19 protein-coding genes are annotated in these 25,877 nt (G+C 32.5%); 17 read left to right on the top strand and 2 right to left on the bottom strand.

All coding sequences use genetic code 11. The features are described 5' to 3' along the window. Positions 1 to 269: 269 nt before the first annotated feature. From AAFN75_RS16945 to AAFN75_RS16880, 14 genes are all read left to right on the top strand, one after another. Positions 270 to 1,688, top strand: coding sequence for an MFS transporter (locus AAFN75_RS16945; RefSeq protein ID WP_411807483.1), 1,419 nt, complete (start codon positions 270 to 272; stop codon positions 1,686 to 1,688). Positions 1,689 to 1,821: 133 nt separating this feature from the next. Then, positions 1,822 to 5,343: a molybdopterin-dependent oxidoreductase gene (locus AAFN75_RS16940; RefSeq protein ID WP_411807482.1), complete on the top strand. Its 3,522-nt coding sequence runs from the start codon at positions 1,822 to 1,824 to the stop codon at positions 5,341 to 5,343. Further along, positions 5,343 to 6,773, top strand: a complete 1,431-nt coding sequence (locus AAFN75_RS16935; protein ID WP_411807481.1) for a rubredoxin — start codon at positions 5,343 to 5,345, stop codon at positions 6,771 to 6,773. The genes AAFN75_RS16940 and AAFN75_RS16935 overlap by 1 nt, the downstream gene beginning before the upstream one ends. 124 nt (positions 6,774 to 6,897) lie before the next feature. Then, positions 6,898 to 7,311: a response regulator gene (locus AAFN75_RS16930; RefSeq protein WP_144117528.1), complete on the top strand. Its 414-nt coding sequence runs from the start codon at positions 6,898 to 6,900 to the stop codon at positions 7,309 to 7,311. After that, positions 7,311 to 7,850 (top strand): heme NO-binding domain-containing protein, encoded by a 540-nt coding sequence (locus AAFN75_RS16925; RefSeq protein ID WP_411807480.1) that lies wholly within the window; start codon positions 7,311 to 7,313, stop codon positions 7,848 to 7,850. The genes AAFN75_RS16930 and AAFN75_RS16925 overlap by 1 nt, the downstream gene beginning before the upstream one ends. Beyond that, a complete protein-coding gene (locus AAFN75_RS16920) occupies positions 7,850 to 9,439 on the top strand; it encodes a PAS domain S-box protein (protein WP_411807479.1) in 1,590 nt (529 codons plus the stop codon). The genes AAFN75_RS16925 and AAFN75_RS16920 overlap by 1 nt, the downstream gene beginning before the upstream one ends. A gap of 3 nt (positions 9,440 to 9,442) precedes the next feature. Beyond that, complete coding sequence (locus AAFN75_RS16915) at positions 9,443 to 10,576, top strand: FIST signal transduction protein (RefSeq protein ID WP_411807478.1); 1,134 nt, start codon at positions 9,443 to 9,445, stop codon at positions 10,574 to 10,576. Beyond that, the gene (locus AAFN75_RS16910) at positions 10,576 to 11,622 is read left to right on the top strand and encodes a sensor histidine kinase (protein WP_411807477.1); all 1,047 of its coding nucleotides are present in this window, start codon (positions 10,576 to 10,578) and stop codon (positions 11,620 to 11,622) included. Before AAFN75_RS16915 ends, AAFN75_RS16910 begins: the two co-directional genes overlap by 1 nt. A gap of 2 nt (positions 11,623 to 11,624) precedes the next feature. Beyond that, positions 11,625 to 11,942 carry an Hpt domain-containing protein gene (locus AAFN75_RS16905; protein WP_411807476.1) on the top strand — a complete coding sequence of 106 codons (318 nt, stop codon included), beginning with the start codon at positions 11,625 to 11,627 and terminating at the stop codon, positions 11,940 to 11,942. A 9-nt stretch (positions 11,943 to 11,951) separates the two neighbouring features. Then, positions 11,952 to 12,668 carry a LytR/AlgR family response regulator transcription factor gene (locus tag AAFN75_RS16900; protein ID WP_411807475.1) on the top strand — a complete coding sequence of 239 codons (717 nt, stop codon included), beginning with the start codon at positions 11,952 to 11,954 and terminating at the stop codon, positions 12,666 to 12,668. 204 nt (positions 12,669 to 12,872) lie between these two features. Then, a complete protein-coding gene (locus tag AAFN75_RS16895; RefSeq protein ID WP_411807474.1) occupies positions 12,873 to 13,370 on the top strand; it encodes a CAP domain-containing protein in 498 nt (165 codons plus the stop codon). A gap of 111 nt (positions 13,371 to 13,481) precedes the next feature. Then, a complete protein-coding gene (locus AAFN75_RS16890) occupies positions 13,482 to 16,070 on the top strand; it encodes a DUF6923 family protein (protein WP_411807473.1) in 2,589 nt (862 codons plus the stop codon). Between the two features lie 178 nt (positions 16,071 to 16,248). Further along, a complete protein-coding gene (locus tag AAFN75_RS16885; RefSeq protein ID WP_411807472.1) occupies positions 16,249 to 17,889 on the top strand; it encodes an ATP-dependent nuclease in 1,641 nt (546 codons plus the stop codon). Positions 17,890 to 18,157: 268 nt separating this feature from the next. After that, entirely contained in the window at positions 18,158 to 19,126 is a 969-nt protein-coding gene (locus AAFN75_RS16880; RefSeq protein WP_411807471.1) for a hypothetical protein, read from the top strand. A gap of 187 nt (positions 19,127 to 19,313) precedes the next feature. On the opposite strand, the gene AAFN75_RS16875 is transcribed toward AAFN75_RS16880, so the two are convergent. Further along, on the bottom strand, positions 19,314 to 21,374 hold the full coding sequence (locus AAFN75_RS16875; protein WP_411807470.1) for a tetratricopeptide repeat protein: 2,061 nt from the start codon (positions 21,372 to 21,374) through the stop codon (positions 19,314 to 19,316). Between the two features lie 134 nt (positions 21,375 to 21,508). Next, on the bottom strand, positions 21,509 to 22,645 hold the full coding sequence (locus AAFN75_RS16870) for a response regulator (RefSeq protein WP_411809294.1): 1,137 nt from the start codon (positions 22,643 to 22,645) through the stop codon (positions 21,509 to 21,511). Positions 22,646 to 22,996: 351 nt separating this feature from the next. Here AAFN75_RS16870 and AAFN75_RS16865 point away from each other — a divergent pair, with 351 nt between their 5' ends. The 3 genes from AAFN75_RS16865 to AAFN75_RS16855 all read left to right on the top strand — a co-directional run bounded on the left by AAFN75_RS16865 (position 22,997) and on the right by AAFN75_RS16855 (position 25,875). After that, entirely contained in the window at positions 22,997 to 23,275 is a 279-nt protein-coding gene (locus AAFN75_RS16865; RefSeq protein ID WP_411807469.1) for an STAS domain-containing protein, read from the top strand. Between the two features lie 30 nt (positions 23,276 to 23,305). Beyond that, on the top strand, positions 23,306 to 24,565 hold the full coding sequence (locus tag AAFN75_RS16860; protein WP_411807468.1) for an oligosaccharide flippase family protein: 1,260 nt from the start codon (positions 23,306 to 23,308) through the stop codon (positions 24,563 to 24,565). Between the two features lie 107 nt (positions 24,566 to 24,672). Continuing rightward, complete coding sequence (locus tag AAFN75_RS16855; RefSeq protein WP_411807467.1) at positions 24,673 to 25,875, top strand: glycosyltransferase; 1,203 nt, start codon at positions 24,673 to 24,675, stop codon at positions 25,873 to 25,875. Positions 25,876 to 25,877 lie beyond the last annotated feature (2 nt).

Genomic DNA, 25,877 nt, shown 5'->3' with positions numbered 1-25,877 from the left:
TTTTAAAAATAGTAATATGGCTTCTTGGAATGCTCACATTAGTCTCTGGGTATTAATAATTATATTTTACATTTTCTCTTTGATTACGCTTTTTGGGTAATGACTATTTTCATATTCTTAATATTTTCTAAATTATTTTCTTCATTTTAGGGATTCTACAAAATTGACATTCTTTAATTAGTAATATCATATTTCTTTTTAAATACTTATTTGTGTTTAACGTAAATTAAGTAAATATACTTAGTTTTGTACGTATAAATTACTTAATTATGGATACTACAACACAAAGTAAATCAACCACATTAAATTTATTTAACTTAAAAAATGTTTCTATACGTACGTTTTGGATAACGGCTATATCATTTTTCTTATGCTTTTTTGCATGGTTTGGTATTGTGCCTTTTATGCCAGATGTGGTTAAAGAACTTGGTTTAACACCAGATCAGAAATGGAACTCTATAATTCTTGCGGTTTCAGGAACTGTATTTGCCCGTTTACTTATTGGTAAATTATGTGATAAATATGGTCCTAGGTTATGTTATACATGGTTACTTATGTTAGGAGCTATTCCCGTTATATTATGCGGACTAGTCCAAACACCTACGCAGTTTTTAATTTGCCGTTTATTTATTGGTTTTATTGGTGCATCATTTGTAATTACTCAAGTACATACCTCATTAATGTTTGCTCCAAATATAGTTGGTACTGCAAATGCAACGTCGGCAGGTTGGGGAAATCTTGGTGGTGGCGCCAACCGATTAGGTATGCCAATTATTGCTGCTGGAGTAGTAAGTTTTGGTATTGCAGAAGGCGAGGCATGGAGATATTCTATGGTTATTGCTGGTGCGGTTTGTTTCCTAATGGGCATAGTGTATTACTTTTTCACACAAGATACACCACAAGGTAATTTTAAAGATTTAAAGGAATCGGGTATCGAAATAGAAAGGAAAAAAGACCAAGTAAGTTTTGCAACCGTATTGAAAGATTACAGAACATGGATTTTGTTTTTTGTTTATGCGGCCTCATTTGGTATAGAGCTTACTGTTTATGGTACTATGGATGATTATCTGCAAAACACATTTCAGTTAGAACGAGTTACTGCCGGAAACCTTGTACTGTCTTTCGCATTAATGAATATTTTTGCAAGAACACTTGGAGGTTTCTTTGGAGATCGATTTGGTAAATTAAAAGGCTTACGAGGTCGTGTTATTTTTTTAGCAGCTATTCTAGCTATTCAAGGTTTTATGCTTATTACTTTTTCTGCGACAACTAGTATAGCGATAGGTATCTGTTTTTTAATATTGTTTAGTTTGTCGGTCCAAATGGCCGAAGGCGCTACTTTTTCGGTAGTACCGTTTATTAATAAAAAGGCTATTGGTTCTGTTTCTGGTATAGTAGGAGCGGGAGGAAATGTGGGCGCATTTTTAGCTGCTATGTTATTAAAATCTCAATCGGCAGTGGCAGAAAAAGCAGCCATTGCAGCTAATCAAGGTATGGGAGAAGCAGCTATAGAAGCGGCACAATCTGCGGCTTCATCGGCAGCAGTTTCTAGTGGTTATTTTATTATTGGTATTGTAGTGGTTGTTACAGCTATTTCTGCTTTAGCTATACGTTTTTCAACAGAAGACGAAAAAGTGGCAGAAATGGATACTGCGGTTGGCGAAAAAGATTTAATTCCTGTTCGTTAAAAAATTATTTTAATACTATAATATTTGATATAGTTTAAATTATAACTACCTTTTTTAAGGTATTAAGAATAATGAGTTGTGCATTTGTTTACTGGAAGTAAAATGCATTAATTAGTGTAAAATGTAAGTCTCTATGATTAAAAGCGAAGTAAAAACAACGTGTTCTTATTGTGGTGTTGGTTGCGGGATTATTGTAAAAAAAGACAGCAATAACAAGGTGTTTGTTGAAGGCGATAAAGATCACCCGGTAAACAAAGGCATGCTATGTTCCAAAGGGATGAATTTGCATTATGTAGCTAATGATACTTCCGATAGAATTTTATATCCAGAAATGCGCTGGAGTCGTTCGCACCCAAGAGAACGCGTAAGTTGGGATGATGCATTAGATAGAGCGGCCAACGTTTTTAAATCTATAATAAAAAAACATGGTCCAGATAGCGTAGGTTTTTACGTGTCGGGTCAGAGTTTAACAGAAGAATATTACATAGCTAATAAACTTACAAAGGGATTTATAGGTACTAATAATATTGATACAAACTCACGCTTATGTATGAGTTCGGCAGTGGTAGGTTATAAAAAAACATTTGGAGAAGATAGTGTTCCTATTTCGTATGAAGATATAGAATTAGCAGATACATTTTTAATTACTGGAGCAAATCCTGCCTGGTGTCATCCTATTTTATTTAGAAGGATAGAAAAACGTAAAGAGGATAATCCAGAGGTTAAAATTATTGTAATAGATCCGAGAAAAACGGATACGGCTAGTTTTGCCGATTTACATTTGCAATTACTCCCTGGAACGGATATTATTTTATACAACGCCATTGGAAGATGTTTGTATAAGCGTGGTTTAATTGATGAAGATTTTATAAAGAATCATACACAAGGATTTGAATCGTACAAGGAATTAATTTTTAAAACCTCTTTAAAACAAGCATCAAAATTATGTGGTGTTGAAGAAAAAGATATTAGAAAAGCAGCAGATATTATAGGGCTATCCAAAGGTTTTATAAGTATGTGGGCCATGGGACTTAACCAAAGTGTGGTGGGTACAGATAAAAATGTGTCACTACTCAATTTATCATTAATTACAGGGCAAATAGGAAAGCCTGGAGCAGGACCTTTTTCTTTAACCGGACAGCCTAATGCTATGGGCGGACGCGAGGTAGGAGGAATGGCAAATTTATTGGCGGTTCATAAAGATTTACTAAATCCAGAACATCGTCGTGAAGTTGCCGAGTTTTGGGGAGTCGATAAGATTAACCCTAAACCTGGATTAACGGCAACCGAAATGTTCGATGCCTTGGAAAGCGGAAAATTAAAAGCGGTTTGGATTGCGTGTACAAACCCTTTAGTTAGCTTACCAAATTTAAATAGAGTAGAAAAAGCCATGAAAAACGCTAAGTTTGTTGTGGTTCAAGAGATATCTCATAAATCGGATACCGTAGGTTTTGCCGATTTAGTTTTACCAGCTGCTGGTTGGTTGGAAAAGGAAGGAACTATGACTAATTCAGAGCGTCGTATTTCATATTTACCAAAAGAAATAGAAGCACCAGGTGAAGCGCGACCAGATGTCGAAATATTTTGTGATTTTGCACAACGCATGGGCTTTAGAGGCTTCAATTTTAATAATGCTAGCGAAATTTACGATGAATATGCGTCTATGACCAAGGGAACAAATATTGATGTGTCTTTTTTAAATTACGATCGTTTAAAGAGCGAAGGTACATTTCAGTGGCCAGTTCCAGAACATAGGCATCAAGGCACTCCAAGACTTTTTGAAGATAAAATATTCTATACACCAAGTAAAAAAGCACAGTTTAATTTACCAAGTGTAACCGAAAATACATCGGTATTACCAAACAGCGATTTCCCGTTAATATTAACCACAGGTCGTGTTCGAGACCAATGGCACACCATGACAAAAACAGGCAAGGTATCACGTTTAAAAACACATTACCCAACGCCTGTTTTAGAAATAAATCCGGTAGATGCTTTTTTAAATAAAATTAAAAACGGGGATATTACGGAAATTAAAAGCGAAAATGGAGTTGTTAGAGTGCGTGCAAAAGTTACAGACACCATTAAAAAAGGCGTCGTGTTTTTACCAATGCATTGGGGTAAACAATTACAAAGTAATTTAAACAGGGCAAATAATTTAACTAATACACATGTCGATCCTTTTTCAAAAGAACCAGATTTTAAATTTACTCGTGTATCGGTTGCTAAATATAAAAAAGCGGCTGAAAAAATTATTGTAGTTGGTGCTGGTGCTGCAGCCTTCAGGTTTGTACAAAACTATAGAGAATACAACGAGGTAGATGAAATTCACGTGTTTTCAAAGGAACCGAATTTATTCTACAATAGAGTCTTGTTACCGGAGTATGTTACCGAAGAATTATCATGGGAACAATTACTTAAAATTAAACAAAAGGAGCTAAAAAAGCTTAACATTCAACTTCATCCCGAAACATTTATAACCAAAATAGATAAAAAAGCAAAACGGGTTACCGATAGTAATAACGTAGAGCATGATTTTAATAAATTAATATTAGCTACTGGTAGTCGCGCTTTTGTTCCTAAAGATGTTCAGATCGATTTACCTGGTCGTTTTACCATGCGAAACAAAACGGATGCCGATAGCTTTAAAGCTCATTTAGAGGCTACAGGTTTGCCTCCAGAAGAACAACATGTCGTAATTGTTGGTGGTGGTTTATTAGGCTTAGAGCTTGCAGCTGCCATGAAACATAAAAACGCTAAAATTACCATAATACAGCGTGGTTCGCGCTTAATGGAGCGCCAATTAGATAAGGTGTCTAGTAAATTATTAGCCTTAGATGTGCAGGAACGAGGCATTCAAATTTATTTTGATAATGAAGTTAGTACGGTGTTTGATGATGAGGATACGGGAGAATTAAACATTACTTTAAAAAGTGGAAAGTTTATAACAGCAAACGCTATTGTGTATGCTATAGGAACTATTCCAAATGTAGAAATAGCAAGAACTAATGGTATTGCATGTCGTAGAGGGGTTATTGTTAATCAACATTTACAGTCATCAGATCCCGATATTTTTGCCATAGGTGAAATAGCAGAGTATAATAATCAATTATTCGGTATTACTTCGGCAGCAGAAGAACAAGCTAATATATTAGCTAACTTTATTGCTGGCGATATTAGTTGTTCATATCACGGATCGGTGTTAATGAATATCTTAAAATTTAACGACCTAAATCTGTGTAGTATTGGCGATATTAATGTGCCAGATAACGATAGTAGTTACGAAGAGATTATTTTCACAGATATTAAAAAGCGTTATTATAAAAAGTGTATCGTAAAAGATGATTTATTGATTGGCGCGGTTTTAATGGGCGATAAAAATGAATTTGCCGAATTTAAAACCATGATTGAAAGTAAAATTGAAATGGCCGATAAACGCGATACTTTGCTTAGAGGCGCATCAAACGATGTACCGGTAATAGGGGAGTTAGTGTGTTCTTGTAGTCAGGTTGGTGCAGGTAATATTCAGGAAGCCATAGCTTCTGGCTGTACAGATTTTACAGAACTGTGTAATAAAACTGGAGCAGGATTAGGCTGCGGTAGTTGTAAAACCCAAGTTAGAGAAATACTTCAAAATTCTAAAGTCTTAGCATAATGATAGAACCATATAGATTAATGATAAACGGAGGTGTTTTATCTCCAGGCGAGTTAAAATACATTTGTGAGGCTGCAGAAGGTTTAGGTTTAGATGCTATATCCTTTGGGTCTAGACAGGATATTATTTTTCCTGAGGAAATAGATGAAAGTAAGTTCGATCAATTCAATAAAATTCAATTTGTAAAACCTAAACGCGATGGCATAGAAAATATAGCGTCATCATACGTTTCGGCAGAAATTTTACCAAGTACTTCGTGGTTAACAAGTGATAGGTATTTATATGTTTTAGAGCAATTTAAACATGATCCAAAACTGCGTATTAATGTTATAGACCCAAAACAAAAACTTGTACCACTGTTTACCGGTAATGTGAATTTTATAGCCTCAGATCATGAAGATTATTGGTATTTATTTGTAAGGCTACCAGGTTGGAAAGAAACCAAAATGTACCCAGCACTTATTTATAGCTGGGATATGGATAAAATTGAATTTGCTATAGAAAACATTCTTATAGAAGAACCTGAAACCATTGAAACTGTGTTCGATTTAGTAAGTGATGCTGTTGATACGAATAACAGAACGGTCGATAAACCACTAGAAGTACCATTTTACCCATTCCCGTATTACGAAGGCATGAATAGAATAGGATCCGATAGGTATTGGTTAGGCTTGTATTGGCGAAATAATCGTTACGACCTTAAGTTTTTAAAGGCTATGTGCGATTTGTGTTCCGAAAATAAAATTGGTAAAATATCCATAACACCATGGAAATCTTTTATTGTAAAAGGGATCCCGTTGCAGTCTAAACTAAAATGGGAAAAATTATTGGGTAAGTTTGGTATTAATGTGCGCCATTCTATGTTAGAAATGAATTGGCATTTACCAGTTAACGACGAAAGTGCTTTAAATTTAAAAAAGTATTTGGTTAATAATTTTGATCAAAATGATATTAGTACTTATGGCTTAACCTTTGGTATTACAAATTTTGATAGTGATACTTATAATTTTACATCTATAGTTATAGAAAAAAACAGACAACCTCAAACTATCAAAGATTTTAAAATTAGAGATACCTATAATTTACTGTACGCTAAAAATTTCGATACCAACACACGCGAATACATTACACATGTACAAGATGTGGATAAGGTGGAGTTACCGGGTTTGCTAATGGAGTTAAGTCAGTTGTATTTCGAGCAATTAGGATCAGAGCGTGAGGAAGAAGATCAAAATTTAACCATTCAAGAAACCATAGAGGAAGAAGTGCATCAATGTTCGGATTGTATGACTATTTACGATGAAACGTATGGCGACCTTACCCAAAATATACCTGCCAAAACACCTTTTGATAGCTTACCAAATACCTACGAGTGTTCACTTTGCGAAGCCCCAAAAAGCAATTTTAAGAAAGTAGTATTAGTTAAGTAAAATGGTGTAAAATCCATTCGTCGACACTTAATCGGTATTCATCGACACTTAAATTGGAATAAGCGAACTCTAATCTGTTTACTGCATATTTATAATACTTTTACGGTAAATATATAGCATCAAAATGGACAAGACATTAAATATTCTACTAATTGAGGACGACATGATTGAAATCATGAAGTTTAATCGAACAATTTCACAACTTCAACTTAATCACAAAGTTATTGAAGCTAATAATGGTGAAGATGCCTTAAAAATTTTAAAGAAAAAAGATGAATTACCTGACATTATTTTGTTAGATTTGAATATGCCTAAAATTAATGGAATTGAATTTTTAGGTATTCTTAAAAATGATGATGTTTTAAAATATATACCTACTATTATTTTAACAACTTCAAGTAATCAAAAAGATTTGCTAGAGTGTTATAAAATAGGCGTTGCAGGATATGTGTTAAAGCCTTTAAAATATGAAGATTACGTTTCTAAAATGGAAAGGTTATTAGCATATTGGAGTATTAACGAATTAAAGCAAATTTAATGAAAGGAATTGTTTTTACTGAGTTTTTAGAGTTAGTTGAAGATAAATTTGGATTAGAAATGGTTGATAACATAATCAATGCTTCTAATTTAGATTCAGGTGGAGTTTATACCGCAGTTGGTACGTATAGTTTTTCAGAAATGTTACAATTACTGGAACACTTAAGCGCAAATACAGGAATTTCTATTGATGATCTATTACTCGTTTATTCAGAGCATTTCTTTAGCGTATTAAAGGATAGCTATCCAGGGCTTTTAGAAACTTACAAAGATCCAATTGAAATGATTTCGTCCATTGAAAATCATATACATGTAGAAGTAAGAAAAATTTATCCAGATGCCGAATTACCAACTTTTGAAGTTGTGGAAAAAACGGAAAATTCGTTAATAGTAATTTATAGATCGAGTAGGGCAATGCATCATTTTGGTTTAGGATTAATGAACAAAACATTCGAACATTTTAATTCAACTGCTACCATTGTTTTAGAAAAATTAAAAGAAGACGGAACAGAGGTTAAGTTTTTAATTAATAAAAATTAATGAGTCAAGACAAAATTGACATGCTCCAGCGGGCACTTGCTCGCGAAAAACTAGCTAGAAAACAAGCAGAAAAAATTCTAGAAAATAAGGCTGCCGAATTATATGAGGCTAAGCAAAAGCTTGAAAAATCGTATGCCGAGTTAGAAACCTTACTTAATAAAACAGACTCCCAATTACAAGGTGTTTTCGAAAACATTGTAGACGCCTATGTTATTATAGATTTAGAAGGAAACATACTTAAAGTTAATGATGCCGCAGTAAGTTTGTTAGGACTAACCAACTCTAACGAAGATTTTAATCTTCTAAATTTGGTAAAACCTAACGAAATGGAGCGTGTAGCACAATCTTTTAAAATGCTACTAAATACAGGGTCTATTACAGATTTTAGTGTTACCATACTTACCGATAAAAAGGTGGAAAAACTAGTACATATTAATGCTAGTATTATTTATGACGATGGTATACCCGTTGCTGCCCAGGGTATTGTTAGAGACATAACATTACAGCGAAAATATCGAAAAAGTTTAGAAACAGAAAAGCTTAAATACTACAATATAATTTCTAACATGAACTTAGGTTTAGTGGAGGTCGATCTTAATGACCGCATCATTATGGTAAACCAAAGTTTGTTGAATATGACAGGTTATACCGAAGAAGAACTTGTTGGGAAACATGGTGTTAACCTGCTGCCTGTAGATGATGATAGAGATCTGTTAGAAGAAAAAATAAATGAAAGAAGACGAGGTAAAACAGAGTCTTACGAATTAAGGATTAAAAAGAAGGACGGAGAAGTAAGGTATTGGCTTGTAAGTGGAGCTCCAAATTATGATTTGGATGGTAATATTACAGGATCAATAGGTATTAATTTTGATATTACAGAGTTAAAAAATTTACAACTTCAAAAGGAAAATTTACTCGAAAAATTAGCAAAAAGTAATGATGATTTGCAAGAGTATGCACACATTGTATCTCACGATTTAAAATCACCACTACGTAGTATAAATGCTTTAGTAACTTGGGTAAAACAAGATAATGAAGGTAAGCTAGACCCTGTGACTATGCAGAATTTAGACCTTGTTGATGTTACTTTAGAGAAAATGGAACAACTCATTACAGATGTTTTAAATTATTCTAGCGTTGGTACAAATGAAAATGAAAAAGTAGATGTTGATTTAGATGTGGTTATTACAGAGTTGGTTAAAATAATGTATAAACCAGACCATATTAAGGTTAGTTTTTTAAATAAATTACCAGTAATAAGAGGAGATAAAACCAAGTTGCAACAAGTGTTTCAAAACCTAATTAGTAACTCTATAAAATTTATTGATAAATCTAGTGGTAGTATTGTTATAGATGTTGAAGATTTAAAAAGTCACTATAAATTTTCAATTAAGGATAATGGTATAGGTATTGAAAAAAAGTATCACGATAAAATATTTAAGATATTCCATTCTTTAAAGAAAAGTAAAGAGTCCTCGGGAATAGGGTTATCTATAGTTAAAAAAATCATAGACTTACACGAAGGTAAAATATGGTTAGATAGTGAACCAAACGTAGGAACCACTTTTTATTTCACATTAAAAAAATAAGTAATGAAAACAGTACAATTAGTAAAACATAAAAATAAAGATTGGGAATATGTTAAACCTAAACAAGAACTAAAAGCACCTTTAGTTTTAGTTTTTGGTAATAGATATATGCTAGAAGATACTAATGTTTATAATGAAATAAAGCAGCTTTTTCCGGACGGACATATTGTATTTGCATCGTCTTGCGCAGAAATCTCATCTAATACAGTAAATCAAGAAAGTATTACTATAACGGCTATCGAGTTTGAAAAAAGTAAATTTATTATTAAAACAAGTAATGTTTTAAACGCAGATTTAGATAGTTATAAAACAGGAAACGACTTAATAAACCAACTTCCGCAAGACGACTTAAAATATGTTTTAGTAGTTTCAGAAGGTAGTTTTATTAACGGAAGTCAGCTAACCAAAGGGTTAAGTGCCTCTACCAAAGACAATGTTTTAATAACAGGTGGATTGTGTGGTGATGATGATCGTTTTGAAAAAACATTAGCATCTTACAACGAAAACCCTAAAGAAGGAGAGTTAGTCGCTATTGGTTTTTATGGCGATACCTTAGAGATCTCGTTTTCTATTCATGGCGGATGGACACCTTTTGGACCAGAACGTGTAGTAACAAAAACGGAAGGGAATACTTTGTATGAGTTAGATGGCCAACCGGCATTAGATTTATATAAGAGTTACTTAGGCGAAAAGGCTAAAGATTTACCTGGAGCAGCATTGTTGTACCCATTAAATGTAACATCTACAGACGAAAACCAATCTATTGTTAGGTCTATTTTAAACATAGATGAAGAACAAAATGCGGTAATATTAGCAGGAGATATTAAAGAGAACTCTAAGGTTCAGCTCATGATGACTAATGTAGATAATATTGCAAATGCATCAGAACGTGCAGCAACACAGGCATTGGAATACAGAAAAAATAAACCAGAATTAGCGTTATTAGTAAGTTGTATTGGCAGAAAATTAGTTTTAGACCAACGCGTTGAAGAAGAAATAGAAGAGGTAATTGAAGTAATAGGTACTGACGCTGTTATTAGTGGTTTTTATTCCTACGGAGAAATAGCACCTTTTCACGGTGAAGTAGCTTGCCAATTACATAACCAAACCATGACCATAACGCTAATAAGCGAATAATGAATTCACTCTTAAAAAGACAAATTCGTAAATATTTAAGTGAAGAATTAAAAAACAATGAAGAATTAACAACGTTTCTTAATGCTGTAGACTTATCGTACAATAACTTTGACGAACAGTCCAAAATGATTCAACGTGCAATGTCCATTAGCTCTGACGAATTATTTACTGCAAACCGAAAATTACAAAATGAAGCAGATGAGCAAAAAGAAGTTATTGAAAAATTAAAAAGTGTAATCGATACGCTAAAGTTTTATAATTTAAAAGAAGACGAGCAGGCGGAAGTTGTAGAACTAACAGGTTCTAATTTGGTCGATTTTATTGATAATAAAACTAAAGAGATCATTAAGATGAACAAGCAAAGGCAGTCTATGCTAAACGAACTTGCACATCAAAACCAAGAACTTAGTGATTATGCGCATATGGTCTCTCACGATTTAAAGTCGCCTTTGCGTAGTATAGATACGTTAACAGCTTGGTTAGCTCAAGATTATCAGGAAACATTTGATGACAGCGGTAAAAAAACATTAAACTTAATACGATCTAATGTTGAGAAAATGGATACTTTAATTAGTGGTATTTTAGAATATTCAACCATTGGAAAAAACCAAACCGAAGTTTACGACGTCGATTTAAATATTATAATTGAAGATATTTTAAATAGTGTTGAAGTACCAGAGCACATTACAATTAAAAAAAGCAGCTTACCAACGGTAAAAGGCGATAAATACAGGTTACAGCAACTGTTTCAAAACCTAATTGGTAACGCTATAAAGTATAACGATAAAGCTAAAGGCATTATTGAAATAGGTGTAGAGGATTGTAATACACACTGGCAGTTTTATATAAAAGATAACGGAAAAGGTATTGAGGAAACATATTTTGATAAAATATTTAAAACCTTCGAAAAATTAGAAAATACACCTGGTTCGTCGGGTATTGGATTATCAATTGTAAAAAAAATTGTAGAACTTTATAACGGTAAAATTTGGGTTGAATCTAAAATTACTGAAGGTTCAACATTCTTTTTTACTATAAAAAAATAATTATGGAACAACCTAATTTATCTTATATAAATCAACTGTCTGGCGATGATAAAGCCTTTAAGGATAAGCTTATAGGTGTTGTGAAACGAGAGTTTCCAGAGGAGAAAGCTATCTACATAAAAAATATATCGGCGAACAATTATAAAGAAGCTGCCGAAAATGTACACAAACTTAAACATAAAATTAGTATTTTAGGACTTGAAAAAAGTTATACTGTAGCCGATGATTATGAAAATAATCTTTTAGAGCAAAATACGTCTGGAAAAATAGAATTCGACGCCATTTTGCAGGCTATTACAGATTACTTAACTACTATCTAATATTATTTTATGAATTGTATTATTATTGATGATGAGGACATGGCTAGAACAATTATTACTCAGCTATGTACGCATATTCCTAGTTTAAATCTACTTGAAGAGTTTCCTAATGCAATGCAAGCCATAAAATATTTAAATCAAAATGAAGTCGATCTTATATTTTTAGACATTCATATGCCAGATTTTACTGGATTCGATTTTATTCAGACCCTAAAAAATCCGCCTAAAATAATATTAACAACTTCAGATCCTAAATTTGCAATTGAAGCTTTCGAGTACGAATGTATTGTAGATTATCTTGTTAAACCTTTGTTATTACCACGTTTTGAAAAAGCCATACAAAAGGCTGAAGCATCTGGGGTAAAGCGAAAACCAACTAAAAAAGTAACTTCAGAAAAAACAGAATCAAGCTCAGGAAACGATTTATATGTTAATATTGATAGACGCCTAATTAAAATAGATATACCAAGTATTTATTTGGTAGAGGCTAAAGGTGATTATATACAAGTTAAAACTGAAGATAAAAATTACACCGTACACTCCACTTTAAAAAAGATTGCAGACAAACTACCAAACGATTTATTTTTAAAAGTACACCGCTCTTATATTATAAATGTTCAGAAAATTATAGATATCGAGGACAATAGCGTGCTTATTAAAAAGGACGTTATTCCAGTGAGTCGCTCCAACCGCCCGGAGTTAATGAAACGTCTTAATTTGCTGTAAGTTAGCGTTGTAAATCAATTATCTTAAAATTAAATTAAAGTTATATCAAAAGGCAAAAGAGAAATCTTTTGCCTTTTTCGTATTGAAAAGGTAGTTTAACCGATAAAAACAACTATTCGTCTATACATGAAAATGGGCTAATCGAAAATAAAAAAATACAAAGGCCTTTCAAATTAATTTTGTCATGAATTTAAACAAGTCCTCATGAAAAAATTATCCTTTTTATTACTCATCATTTTATTAAATATATCATTCTTATCCTGCTCTGTTAAAGAAGATGTAGAAATTCCGGAACAATATAATTCTACCCATATTCAAATAGAATATTCTCAAATGGATTATGATATTGCCGAAATTATTAACGATTACAGAGTTTCAAGAGGTTTATCTAAACTTAATATTCTTGCTGAAGCATCAAAGGAAGCTTTTTTGCATAATTTATATATGGTTGAAAAAGGTGAAGCAAGTCATGATTATTTTATTGAAAGACTAGAAAACCTAAAGAAAAATGTGCATGCTAAAAGTGTTTCAGAAAATGTTGGCTTTGGCTATTCTTCGGCACAATCTATTGTAAATGCTTGGTTAAAAAGTGAAAATCATAGAAAAAATATTGAAACTCCAGAATTCACAGACTTGGGAATTTCATCTAAGGAAGACGTGAATGGAAGGCATTATTTTACAAACATTTTTGTAAAACGCTAATTCACTTAACGGCACAAATCTACCATTTACCTACACTTAAATTTCATCTAGCGAAAATTTTAATAATAAGCCCTTTAATACAATAAGTTTGTACTATAAATAACTCAAATCATGAAAAAAATATTACTTCTATCACTACTTATAACGAGCGTACTTACCGCTCAAAGCGCACCATTTAATTGCGATTATAGTGCTTACTTATTTCAATATAACGATGTTTATGCTGTCGATTTAGCTTCAGGGAACTCGTACGAAGTAGCAAGCAATGTTACTGAAGGTAATATAAACGCAACAGCTTACAATCCTGCCGATGGTTATATTTGGGGATCATTAAGTACGCCTCAAAAATCTATTGTACGTATTGGTAAAGATTTTGAAACGGAAACGTTTTATATCGACGAGTTGCCAAATAGCAGTCGTTATATTGGAGATGTTAGCTCTAATGGTGTTTATTACATAAAAGGTGGCGGAACAACGTATTATGCTATTGATGTAAACCCAGAATCTGAAACCTATACCGAGTATTTAGCAACTAAAACACTATCAAAAAACATTAGTATTCACGACTGGGCATTTAATGCAGTAGATGGTAAATTATATGCTCTAGAAAAAGGCACAAATATTTTATATAGAATTGATTCCGAAACTGGAAGTATGGAAAGCTTAGGTGCTGTACCAATCCTTTCGGGTTTAAATTATACCTATGGAGCGGTTTATTTTGATGCTTCGGGACGTTTTTATGTGTCGGCTAATCAAACAGGAACTATTTACGTTATTCAAAGTGTTCAAGATTTAACAGGTTCAAATACAATGGACTCTAATCTATTTGCCTTTGGACCATCAAGCTCTCAAAATGATGGAGCTCGTTGTCCAACGGCACCGGTAGCTCAAGAAATTTGCGATAATGGTATTGATGATGATGGCGACGGATTAATTGATTGCGAAGACCCTTCATGTTCAGGATATTCAGGTTGCCCAGTGTTAGAGTCTTCTACGGCATCTAGTGCAAACGAAGGTGGATTGGAAAGTAATAACAGACTATCGCAACAAATTAGTAAACGTAATTTTAATAGAGCAAAAACAAGTTACAAGTTCGATAAAACTTCAGCAAAACGTTTTAAAAAATCTAAAAATTACGGTAAAGCTAGTGCAGCTAAAAGTAACGGTTTTAACCTTTCAGATTTTATGCCTTTAGATGTTATAAATGAAGATGCTGTTATCGAGTCTTCGCCAACAGATTTAATAGGAATTACTAATGCTACCGAAGTTTATTCAGTAGATTATATGAAAAATGACGATGCCATTGCATCTATCTTATTACTAAAAACGGATAAAGGGGTTTACGAGCATACAAAATACATTTGCGATAGGTTGTTAGGCGCACAATTAATATCTGTTTCAACTATAGAAATTAACGAGCAACAATTTATAAAATCTTTAATTAGAAATATTGATGGTAGCTTAGAGTTTGTATTAAGTCTTTCGGCAAAATCAATTAACAACAACGCTAATTTTGGAATTGAAAGCCACTGGAATCTTGATAAATATGAAAGTAACGTTGGGTTTTATAATTTTCAAATCTGGTCTAATTCTTTAGACGATTTAATAAAATTAGGAGAAGAAGTAGTTCGTTTATTAGATGTGCAACAACCTGTAACAAGCTATAACAACTCAACACCACCAACCGTATTTGTTAGAACCGGAACTTACAAAAACGGAAAACTAAATTTACAAGTAGTAAATACAAATAGGAGTGAAGCCGTTGCTTTTGATGGCGGTGTAAGAGCTACAGAAACTGAAACGGTAGAAAACGTATCGACAACCATTAATTTAACTGGCGATTATATTTCAAACATTGAAGTAGATGCAGGAAACCTGTTTGATATTGGGTTTAGAATAGGCGATGGTGTTGCCACACCAGACGATTTATTTATGTCCGATGGTCCTTGGGGATACGATGATGCCGCAGCAAGTACAACCGTTACGAATTACAGCGTACAAGAAAATGATACCGATTATAATGCCGATGAGTTTGCTATAGAACGTAGCATAAACCTAGAAGCAACTACAAGCGATTATATTGCCGCTTATCGTGCCTTAACACCAAAGTTCAACGCCATAGATTTAACCGAATATAACAGCTTTAAATTACAAGCTAAAGGTACAGGAACATTAATAGTAAGGTTAGTAAAGGCAAGCGTAAACAACTGGGAAAAACAATACAAAACAAGCCTAGAGTTAACTAACGATTTAACCGATTATACCTTAATGTTTTCAGATTTTGAATCTAGCAACGGCACACCACTTGATGCTAACGATGTAACCTCAATTGTATTTACCATGTTAGCCGAAAATGGCGAGCAAGAAACAAAAACAATGACTTTAGAGCAATTACGTTTCTCAACCAGCAGCACACTTACTGTAGCCTCGCAAGTTGAAACAAACGCCATTGCAACTACAGCTATACCAAACCCAATGCATAACCAAACTACCATACACTTTACAGCTGCACAAACAGAAACTGTACAAGTTATGGTGTATAACCAAGTGGGGCGTTTAGTAAAACAACTAGAAGTTGATGTTAAACATGGCAATAACGAAGTAACGCTACAACGCGGAAACTTAAGTTCTGGTATGTACTTCTGTACTATTAAAAGTAACCAGACTAATTACAAAACAACAAAACTACTCATGGATTAATTAATAGCATTTTTATTCTAGTAGTAAGGCAAAAGACGTAAGTTTTTTGCCTTTTTTTTGGTTTAAGGTATTAGCGGCTAAGATATACTAAAAATCTTACTATATTAGTGCTTGCAAAATGGGTATACAGTTAATGTTGACGCTATACACGTGTGTTGGCTGTAATTAAAAAAACTAAATGAAATTAACCTCTTTTTCAGTTACAAATTTTAGAAGTATAACTAAAGCTTATAAAACACCTTTAAAGGATATCTCTATTCTTATAGGTAAAAATAACGAAGGGAAATCGAATCTTTTAAAGGCTTTAAACATTGTGATGTCTACCTTAAGAGATTATGCAGAAATTAGAGGAAGAAGAAGAAGATATGTTTCGTTTAGAAGTAATGAATCTAGTTACTATGTGTGGAATAGAGATTTTCCAATATCATTACAAGAAAGAAAATCAAAAACAGAATCTATATTTAGACTTGAATTTGAATTATCTGATGAAGAGGTAATCGAATTTAAAAAAGAAATCAAATGTAATCTTAATGGAACTTTACCAATTCAAGTTAAAATCGGAAAAACTTCTGAACCTGAAATAAGTGTTATAAAAAAAGGAAGAGGTTCAAAAACATTAAATGCAAAATCAAAGCAAATTGCAGAATACATTGCTAAGAGAATTCATTTTAATCACATCCCAGCAATCAGAACAGACGAGCAAGCAATGAAGGTTGTTGAAGAAGTCGCTTTAGTTGAACTTTCAAAATTAAATCTTAATCCTGAGTATGAAAAAGCTCTATCTGTTATTAAAGATTTACAAAAACCTGTTTTGAATAAATTATCCGAAAAAATAAAGAGTTCATTATGTGAACTATTACCTAATATCAATGATGTTTCGATTGATATTATAGAAAATAGAAGAAGAAGTCCTCTAAGAAGAGAACTTGATATTCAAATTGATGATGGAAATAGAACAAGTTTAGAATTCAAAGGAGATGGTGTAAAAAGTTTAGCTGCTATGGCACTTTTAAAAGATATGTCTTTAGAAAAAGGAGTTATATCTTTAGTTGCTATTGAAGAACCAGAGTCACATCTTCACCCTGGAGCAATACATATTTTAAGAGATACTATTTATTCTTTAACTAATAATAGCCAAGTAATTGTATCAACACATAACCCATTATTTGTTGATAGAGAAAATATTAGTTCTAATATAATTGTTGAATCTGGTAAAGTTACTTCTGCTAAAAACGTAAGACAAATTCGTGAAACAATAGGAATCAAAGCATCCGATAATCTTCAAAATGCGAATTATGTATTAGTAGTTGAAGGGCAAGAAGATGTTACAGCTCTAAAATCTTTATTACCTGAATTAAGTGAAATACTAAAAAAGTCTATCAATTCAAATTTACTTGCTATTGAGAAAATTGGAGGAGCAAGTAACTTATCATACAAATTAACATTATTAGGAAGCGCTCTATGCGTCCATCACGTTCTCCTTGATAATGATGATGCTGGAAGGAAAGCCTTTCAAAAAGCTATTGATTCAGGAGATTTAGCCTTAAAAGATTCTACATTCATCAATTGTAGAGGTATGTCTGATTCAGAATTTGAAGATTGTATTGAGGTCTCAACATATAAGAAAGAGTTAGAAAGCGAATATGGTGTCTTAATAGATGTACCCGAGTTTAGAAATAACAAAAAATGGTCTGATAGATTAAAATCTGTTTTTCTTTCACAAGGAAAACCTTGGAACGATAATATTCAAGCTCAGGTAAAAAATAAAGTAGCCGAATCTATTGCTAAAAAACCAAAGACAGCTTTTAAATATTCATAAAAGAAATTCAATAGATGCATTAGTACATAGCTTAGAAATGAAGATAAAATAACTACTGCCAACAGTGTATAAAAACATAGGGCGTTTGTGCTTAACCAAAAGGTCTGTGTTTATTTACAAAGTCGCAAAATATAAAATTTGGCGTTTATAATAGAAAAGATAAAAGCAAAATATTTATATTTAGCTAAGTAATAAACTGAAACGATAGTGCTTATCACCTGTCCTACGATTTCTTATACTGAACGTTAGCAATTAGAAAAAACAACTGATGATTTATAAAGTATTCTTCACAGAAACAAGTAATGATATAAATGAACCTTATTCCCATAAAGAATTTTTGGGATTATGGGAAAAGAAGGATGGTTATTTATCAGAAGTCAGGTTTCCGAAAAAGAAAATATCTATCACAGAAAATGATAATTTAATTGAAGTACTAAAAGAAACAAGAATTTGTAAAATATATCTTGAAAATCCCGACCCTGAAATGACTACTGAAATAAGTGTGGAAGAAACAAACCAAGTGAGAGGTATTTATTATCCAAGAATTTATCGAGGTATTGCACATGATGACTTATCAAGTTTTTCTCTTTTAGGAAGAGATAAGAAAACTATAGAGGCCTTTAATATTCCAATAGATGAAAATCTACTTGTTAATTCTATTGAACAACTCAATACGCTTTCGGAGTTTCTAAATAAGATATTAAGAACAGTATTTCCTGCTCCTGCAAATTTTGATGCTTATGGATTTGATATTAGAAACTTGATTATTCTTTCAGCAACAGAGTTTGAAGCACAAATAACCGGAATATTAAAGATTAATGAAATAAAGCCTGATAAATGGAATTATACAATTATTGATTTCTTTAAGTCGGATAAACTACTTCGGTTATCTGATTATGAAGTGGCATTCTCACGTTTTCCTGATATCCCAACCATGTCCCCTTTTAGTAGCTGGAAAAATGCATCTTCATTTCAAAGTTTAGACTGGTACTCAAATTATAATAAAATTAAACACGATAGAGAAGATAATTTCCATAAATCGAGACTCATAGATTTATTAAATTCGATTTCAGCATGCTATATTCTACTTTTGGCTCAGTATGGAAATCGTCCTATAATTAATGAAACTTTATCAAATTACTGGAAAATAGTAAAATCACCTCAATTGGATATTTCAGAGAAACTAATTAGCCCATTAAAAGACACTGAATGGGAAGTGAAAAAATACAATTGCTAGCAGTGTACAAAAAAACATAGGCCGTTTGTGGCTTAACCGAAAGTTTGAGCATATTAACAAAGTCCGCTAAATATAAAATTTGGCGTTTATAATTGAAAAGATAAAAGCAAAATATTTATATTTAGTTAAAAGTAATAAACCGAAACGAAAGTGCTATTATCTGTGATACGTTTCTTAAACGAAACCATTACTCCCTAAAAACAGGCTTCCCACTCAAATACCACTTAAATCGCAAACCTACCTCATTAAAAGTAAAACCAGCTGCAGTTGCCGAGGCTATGTTACTTCGGGTGCCGTAAAGGTTTAATAAAGCACGCTCAGAAAATTTATAGCCTAGTTTCCCTTGTATGCGGTAGGTGCTTTGGCTGCTATCGTCCTCAATGTATTGTAAACCTGTTGCAGCCGTTAACTCATAAAACCATTCTTTAGGTTTGGTTATGGCTTCGTCCTTAATAATATTTACAAATACTTCGCCTGCATTAAATTGTTCTGGGCTAAAATAAATGGTTGGTACTTGGTTTTTAAACGTAATATACTGGTAGTTTAAACCTGCTTTTAGCGATGGTTTTGCTAAAATATTATAGTATAACGAGGTAAATAAAAGGTTTCTAGCATTATCGTCGTTTTGCCAAGTATAAAAATACTGTGTAAACCAACCTAAATTAAAGTTGGTGCTTAAACTGTAATTGGCATAAATGTTATTCATTACAATTTCTCTATCTAATAATTCGGCATTAAAGCTTTGTATTTCGCTTTTAAAACCAATATCTAAAACTTGCAGTTTAAATGGTTTTATGTTTAAAGCTAAGTCGGTTACTAATTGCGTGTAATCGTTTGTGTTTGCTGCTGCCGAGGTAACACCAGCTGTTCCTTTAAACGTTATGTTTGGCAGAAGTTGGTAGGCTAAACCTAAAGAGAAATCGTGCGATGTGGCATCGTTAATGGTTACTTTATTACTTGTGGTTCTGTAACCATAATTTGCTAACCACTTAAATTTAGTTGATGTGGGTAACTCTATGTTTGTTTGTACAGCAAAGGCTTTATTATCGCCATTATCAAAAGAGTAGGACGTTTTAGTTTCCCAAAAAGGGGTAAAGCTAGTATTTAGCGTTTTTATAAAATTGGTGGCATCTTTTTGTTTGTCGTAAAACGTTAATGTATTTTCTGCCGATTGGTAGGCATCATCGTATTTTCCAATGGCTTTTAAGGCATTTGCTTTTCCTAGGTTACCATCAAAAGAACTGCTGTCGTTTACTAATATTTGGTTGTAATCTGCAACACTCTTTTTAAAATCGCTTTTATAAATGTTTAAAGTAGCGCGTAAGGCGAGTAGCCAGTTTTCGTTAGGTTTGGTTTCAATTAAATTGTTAATTAACGTGTTGGCCGTTTTATATTTCTTATTCCAAATTAGAGCTTGTATATAACGTTCGGTGGTAGGTTGTACCAATGCGGCATCGGTTTGTGAGCCTAAACCTAAAAACGCTTGTTCACTAAGTTGTATTGCTTCTTTGTCTTTACTTTTTAAATGTTTTACCAATGCTAAACCATTTAAAGCTATGGTTTTGTTTTCTGGTGTTTCTCCAATGGTATTATATGTGGTTTCAGCTTTATCAAATTCTCCTGCAATTAAATAGAGGTTAGCTAAATTTAAAAGTGTGTCTTTATCATTATTAAAAAGCGTTAAGTTTTCTTTTAAAAGGCGTTCGGCTTCATCATAGTTTTGAGCTTGCTGGTTTTGATATGCGTAGCCTAAATACATATATTTTTTTGAAGTTAAGGCGTTTGGATTGCCAGGTAAAACGTCGAGTGCTTTATTTACATATACTAAAGCATCTTCATATTCTTTTAAGTTGGATAGGGTGTTGGCGTAGCTTAATAGTGCTGGAAAGCTTTTAGGATCTTCTTCAATTAAACCTTTAAAATACGTTTTTGCTTTAGGGAAATTACTGGTCCATAATAAGGATTCTCCGTAGTTTAGTTTTACCTCAAAATCTGTAGGGTAGTCTGCTAATAACTCAGTAAAAAGGGTGTTGGCCTGTTCAGGATTTCCGTTAAGACCTATGGCTCTTCCTAAACATAATCTAGCTGTTTTATTATCTGGATACTCTTTTAATATACCTTTAAAATAAGTTTCTGCTTGTGCATATTTTCCTGTTTCTAAATAGGTGAAACCTTCTTGCATGTTTTGCGAAAAGCTGCTAAAAGAGACTAAAATAAGGAATAAAATAAATAACTTTTTAAGGGACATAGTATGTGTTGTTTATATAAATGCAAGTTAATTAATAGTATGGCATTATTAATCTACAGTAAATGGTTATTCAACGACACACAATGACCTTTGATTGATTAAGATAGAATTTGTTACCTAATTTTTAATTAATGTTATCTGTAATGTATTGCTATTTGACCTAGTTGACCAACAATTTTTACCGAGTCTTTCATGGATAGTTTAGAACCATCAGCATGAATCCAGCGTTTAAGTGGTTGTTCGCAAATGTATGAGATTGCTTTTTTCTTACCGTAATGCTTACGCATTCTCATAAAAATTTCGACATCAAAAATCCAGCGTGTTATAAATTTATCTTTAAACATATGCTTAGCAATATCTTTATCCATAATTTTTGCGCCACATTGCGTGTCGTTAAACGACATGCCTAAAATGGTACGTATAATAAGGTTTATGGTTTTACTTATAATAGCACGTGCAGATTCTTTAGCGATATTGGCGCCCATTCTAGTCATTCTAGAACCGCTAACAATTTTAAAATCTGAAGTCTCAATTGTTTTTACTAAATCGTCAAAATCTCTAAAATCTGTAGATAAATCGGCATCTAAATACCCAATATAATCTAACTGAGGGTCTTTGGCTAAATGCAAAACACCTTGCCTTACAGCCTCGCCTTTACCACCATTTTGCGCACAATTATATACGCTAATATTATTTTCTCTACCTTCTTTAAGTTTATTTAAAACATCTAATGTTTTATCTGTACTACCGTCGTTTACAAAACATAGGTGATAGCCTAAATTACTATCCACAAAATCATGAAACTCTTTGCTTGAGAGTCTTTCTTCTTCATTATAACAAGGAATTACAACACCTACACAGCGTTGTTGCAACATTTGATCTTTAGTAGTTTCGTTTTGTAATTTATTGGTTTTTATACCAAAAATTCTATTAATTCTTACGGTTACTTCATTAAGCGAAACTGGTTTTTTCATGTAATCATCAATACCTAAATCAAAGCCATCAATAATGGTGTCTTCATTAGTATTTCCAGAAAGCACTAAAATTTTAGTATCCGATTTTTTCTCAAGTCTAATGGTTTTTACAACATCTAGCCCTGTCATACCATCCATATTTATATCTACAATTACGATATCTGGTTTAAAGGAGTCAAAAATCTTTAATCCCTCTTCGCCAGAACTGGCACATTTAATATTAAAACCTAAATCGCTTAAGTGTTTTTCTAGAGATAACAATATTAATTGTTGATCGTCTATGGCTAGAATTTTAATCATAATGGCAGATAATTTGGGGTTATTTATCGTATTGTGAACATTATCACGTTGTAAATATAGTATATTTTGAAAGAAAATTACGATTATTTTTATTGTTTTTATCGATAAAAAGCTATATTTGTACGATTTAGCGTGTTGTTTATAGGTTCAAGTATATGTTTTAATATCGATTTAGTTTATTTACAATGTGGAAATTTTAAGAGTGTAATTAGAATATTATCTCATCAATAGAACAGATTCATTCGTCGAAAGCAAAATGCCACTGAACGAAATTTAGGCGCCCTCTAGTGATTCTTGATGGATATTTGTATCGGAAATTAAAACCATATTAATTTAAAATATATAGTTATGTCCCTGAATATTAAAGAAAGTAATGGCGTGTTTTTGTTAGAAGGTATAATTAATACCACAACTTTAAAAAAGTTTAAAGACCGTTTAGAGTTTCTTATAACCAACACGAAATCGGTAACTATTAATATTGAAAATGTTTCTGCTATCGATAATCATGGTTTAAATGTTATTCAAGAGCTTTTTCAAGTAGCTGATGCCAGGAACAAATCGTTTTCGGTTATTGGTTACGGTTGTAATACTATTTATAAAATCTTTGAAGTTCCTGTAACAGCTTAAATAGTAGTTTTTAATTTTTATACCCCAATCATGCAAATTCTTACTATTTTAAAATCAAAAAAAATTTCTCCAGAGCAATTATTTATGCTAAGCGTTCTCGCTGTAAATGGAGGTAATTATTTATACAATTTAATTTTAGGTCGTATTTTAGGACCTGCTCAATTTGCTGATGCCGCCGTACTTATTACGTTTTTATTAGTGTTAAGTTTTGCAGCTATGACGTTTCAATTGGTAACCGCTAAATTTTCGGTGCTTTTTGAAAATGAGGTTTTTAAAAGCTTCATTTCTAAAATATATAAAAATGCACTTTTGGTAGGCCTACTTATGGGTGCACTCATCGTTGTTTTTGCAAGTCAATTACAAAGCCTATTTAATACATCGTCTTCTAATATGTTTGTGGTATTTGGTTGTGGCGTGCCACTTTATTTTTTAATGAGTGTTAATAGAGGTATTTTTCAAGGTAAAAAAGCGTTTAAATCTTTATCTATTACTTATCAAGGTGAAATGTTAAGCCGACTTGTAATTACGTTAGGGCTTATTTTAATATTCGATATCCGATCTTCGGTAGTTATTGCAGTGGGTATTTTGGCATCATTTGTTTTTGGATTGATTCCTTTTAAATTTCCAACGCTTATTCCAAAGCAAGCTTTACAATTAAATAAAACACACGCTAAGGATATTAGAAGTTTCTTTATAATTACAGCTTTTTATGAGCTTACTCAAATAATTATAAATAATAGTGATATCCTTTTAGTTAAGCATTATTTTGAATCTTACGAAGCTGGATTGTATGCTTCTTTAGCTTTAATAGGACGCATTGTGTATTTTATAGCTTGGATGTTTGTCATGCTGCTGTTACCAACTGTAGTTCAACTTAAAAAAGATGGCAAAGAAACGGCATCTATACTTTTCAAATATGTGGGCTATATAGCGGCTATTTCAATAACAATAATCCTGGTGTGTTTAAGTTTTCCAGAAACTATTATTACGCTTCTTTTTGGAGACAGTTACATTGCTATGGCTCCACTTTTATGGAAATATGCTATAGCAACATCTATGTTTGCCATTTCTAATATTTTCGCTTATTACTACCTGTCTTTAGATAAATATATTCCTGTAGTTATTTCGGGTGTATTTGGCATGCTGCAAATGGGATTGGTTATTTTTTACCACGATAGTTTGGAGCAAGTTGTGCACATGCAAATTATAGCCATGTTATTATTATTAGCTATTCAGTTAGCCTTTTTTAAATATGATCAAATAAAAACAAAATCCATTTATCTAAGGTAAAAGACCATTCGTCTACAGTAAATGTTTGCCTATCTAATAATACTGATAACAGACGAATAAAACCTCAAATTTGTACTGTAATTAATATTACACTAAAACCCAAAATCATGAAATTAGCCATCGTAACAGCTTATCCTCCTAGTAAAGTCACTTTAAATGAATACGCTTATCATTTAGTTAAGCATTTTAGACAAAAGGATGATATTACAGAAATAGTGTTGTTAACTGATACTACAGTAGGAGAAAAGGACGTTGCGTTTACCGAGGCGGGTTGCAAAATTACAATTAAGGAATGTTGGTCTTTTAATAGTTTTAGTAACATACTCTCGGTTACTAAGGCTATTAATAAAACAAAACCAGATGCCGTATTGTTTAATTTACAATTCATGAAATTTGGCGATAAAAAAATAGCTGCGGCACTAGGCTTAATGTTACCCTTAGTTTGTAAGCTTAAAAAAATACCAAATATTGTATTACTTCATAATATCTTAGAAGAAGTAGATTTAGGAAGTGCAGGTTTTACAAGTAATAAATTAATGCAGAAAATTTATGGCTTTATTGGCAGTACGCTTACAAGATTAATACTTCAAGCAGATACGGTTGCCGTAACCATGCAAAAGTATGTTGATATTTTAGAAGCAAAATATAAGGCTAAAAACGTAAAGTTAATACCTCATGGTACTTTTGAAATACCACTAGAACCAGATTATAAAGTACCAACTGCACCTATGCAAATTATGACTTTTGGAAAGTTTGGAACTTATAAAAAAGTAGAAGGAATGATTGAAGCTGTGGAGAAAGTAAGACAATCTACAGGTTTAGATTTAGAAGTTGTTATTGCTGGAACAGATAACCCAAATGTACCAGGATATTTAGCTAAAGTAGAAGCTGATTATAAGCACATTTCTCAAGTCCGTTTTACAGGGTATGTTGAAGAACATGAAGTGCCAACCTTATTTAACGAAAGTGCCGTAGTAGTATTTCCATACACATCTACAACCGGTAGCTCTGGAGTATTACACCAAGCAGGAAGTTATGGTAAGGCCGTAGTAATGCCAGATCTAGGAGATTTAGCCTTATTAGTGCAAGATGAAGGTTATAGAGGTGAATTTTTTGAAGCAACCTCGGTTGAAAGTTTAGCACAGGCTATAGAAAAAATTGTAACAAACGAAGCTTACAGAATAGAGTTGGGTAAAGTAAATTACCGAGCAGCAACAGCACATCCAATGTCTGAAATAGCAACTATGTATTTAGATACTTTTGATAGTATAATTGCTAAAAAAAGTAAAAAAGGAACAGTAATGGCGTAAAG

Source organism: Algibacter sp. AS12, assembly GCF_046736315.1.
In the GTDB taxonomy this organism is placed as follows: Bacteria; Bacteroidota; Bacteroidia; order Flavobacteriales; family Flavobacteriaceae; genus Algibacter_B; species Algibacter_B amylolyticus.
Note: the sequence above shows the minus strand (reverse complement) of the source record. Positions and strands in the feature narration are given on the sequence as shown.

Bases quoted from the DNA above. Each gene is read 5' to 3' on its own strand.
- AAFN75_RS16945 (WP_411807483.1), top strand. From the start codon at position 270: ATGGATACTACAACACAAAGTAAATCAACCACATTAAATTTATTTAAC.
- AAFN75_RS16940 (WP_411807482.1), top strand. From the start codon at position 1,822: ATGATTAAAAGCGAAGTAAAAACAACGTGTTCTTATTGTGGTGTTGGT.
- AAFN75_RS16935 (WP_411807481.1), top strand. From the start codon at position 5,343: ATGATAGAACCATATAGATTAATGATAAACGGAGGTGTTTTATCTCCA.
- AAFN75_RS16930 (WP_144117528.1), top strand. From the start codon at position 6,898: ATGGACAAGACATTAAATATTCTACTAATTGAGGACGACATGATTGAA.
- AAFN75_RS16925 (WP_411807480.1), top strand. From the start codon at position 7,311: ATGAAAGGAATTGTTTTTACTGAGTTTTTAGAGTTAGTTGAAGATAAA.
- AAFN75_RS16920 (WP_411807479.1), top strand. From the start codon at position 7,850: ATGAGTCAAGACAAAATTGACATGCTCCAGCGGGCACTTGCTCGCGAA.
- AAFN75_RS16915 (WP_411807478.1), top strand. From the start codon at position 9,443: ATGAAAACAGTACAATTAGTAAAACATAAAAATAAAGATTGGGAATAT.
- AAFN75_RS16910 (WP_411807477.1), top strand. From the start codon at position 10,576: ATGAATTCACTCTTAAAAAGACAAATTCGTAAATATTTAAGTGAAGAA.
- AAFN75_RS16905 (WP_411807476.1), top strand. From the start codon at position 11,625: ATGGAACAACCTAATTTATCTTATATAAATCAACTGTCTGGCGATGAT.
- AAFN75_RS16900 (WP_411807475.1), top strand. From the start codon at position 11,952: ATGAATTGTATTATTATTGATGATGAGGACATGGCTAGAACAATTATT.
- AAFN75_RS16895 (WP_411807474.1), top strand. From the start codon at position 12,873: ATGAAAAAATTATCCTTTTTATTACTCATCATTTTATTAAATATATCA.
- AAFN75_RS16890 (WP_411807473.1), top strand. From the start codon at position 13,482: ATGAAAAAAATATTACTTCTATCACTACTTATAACGAGCGTACTTACC.
- AAFN75_RS16885 (WP_411807472.1), top strand. From the start codon at position 16,249: ATGAAATTAACCTCTTTTTCAGTTACAAATTTTAGAAGTATAACTAAA.
- AAFN75_RS16880 (WP_411807471.1), top strand. From the start codon at position 18,158: ATGATTTATAAAGTATTCTTCACAGAAACAAGTAATGATATAAATGAA.
- AAFN75_RS16875 (WP_411807470.1), bottom strand. From the start codon at position 21,374: ATGTCCCTTAAAAAGTTATTTATTTTATTCCTTATTTTAGTCTCTTTT.
- AAFN75_RS16865 (WP_411807469.1), top strand. From the start codon at position 22,997: ATGTCCCTGAATATTAAAGAAAGTAATGGCGTGTTTTTGTTAGAAGGT.
- AAFN75_RS16860 (WP_411807468.1), top strand. From the start codon at position 23,306: ATGCAAATTCTTACTATTTTAAAATCAAAAAAAATTTCTCCAGAGCAA.
- AAFN75_RS16855 (WP_411807467.1), top strand. From the start codon at position 24,673: ATGAAATTAGCCATCGTAACAGCTTATCCTCCTAGTAAAGTCACTTTA.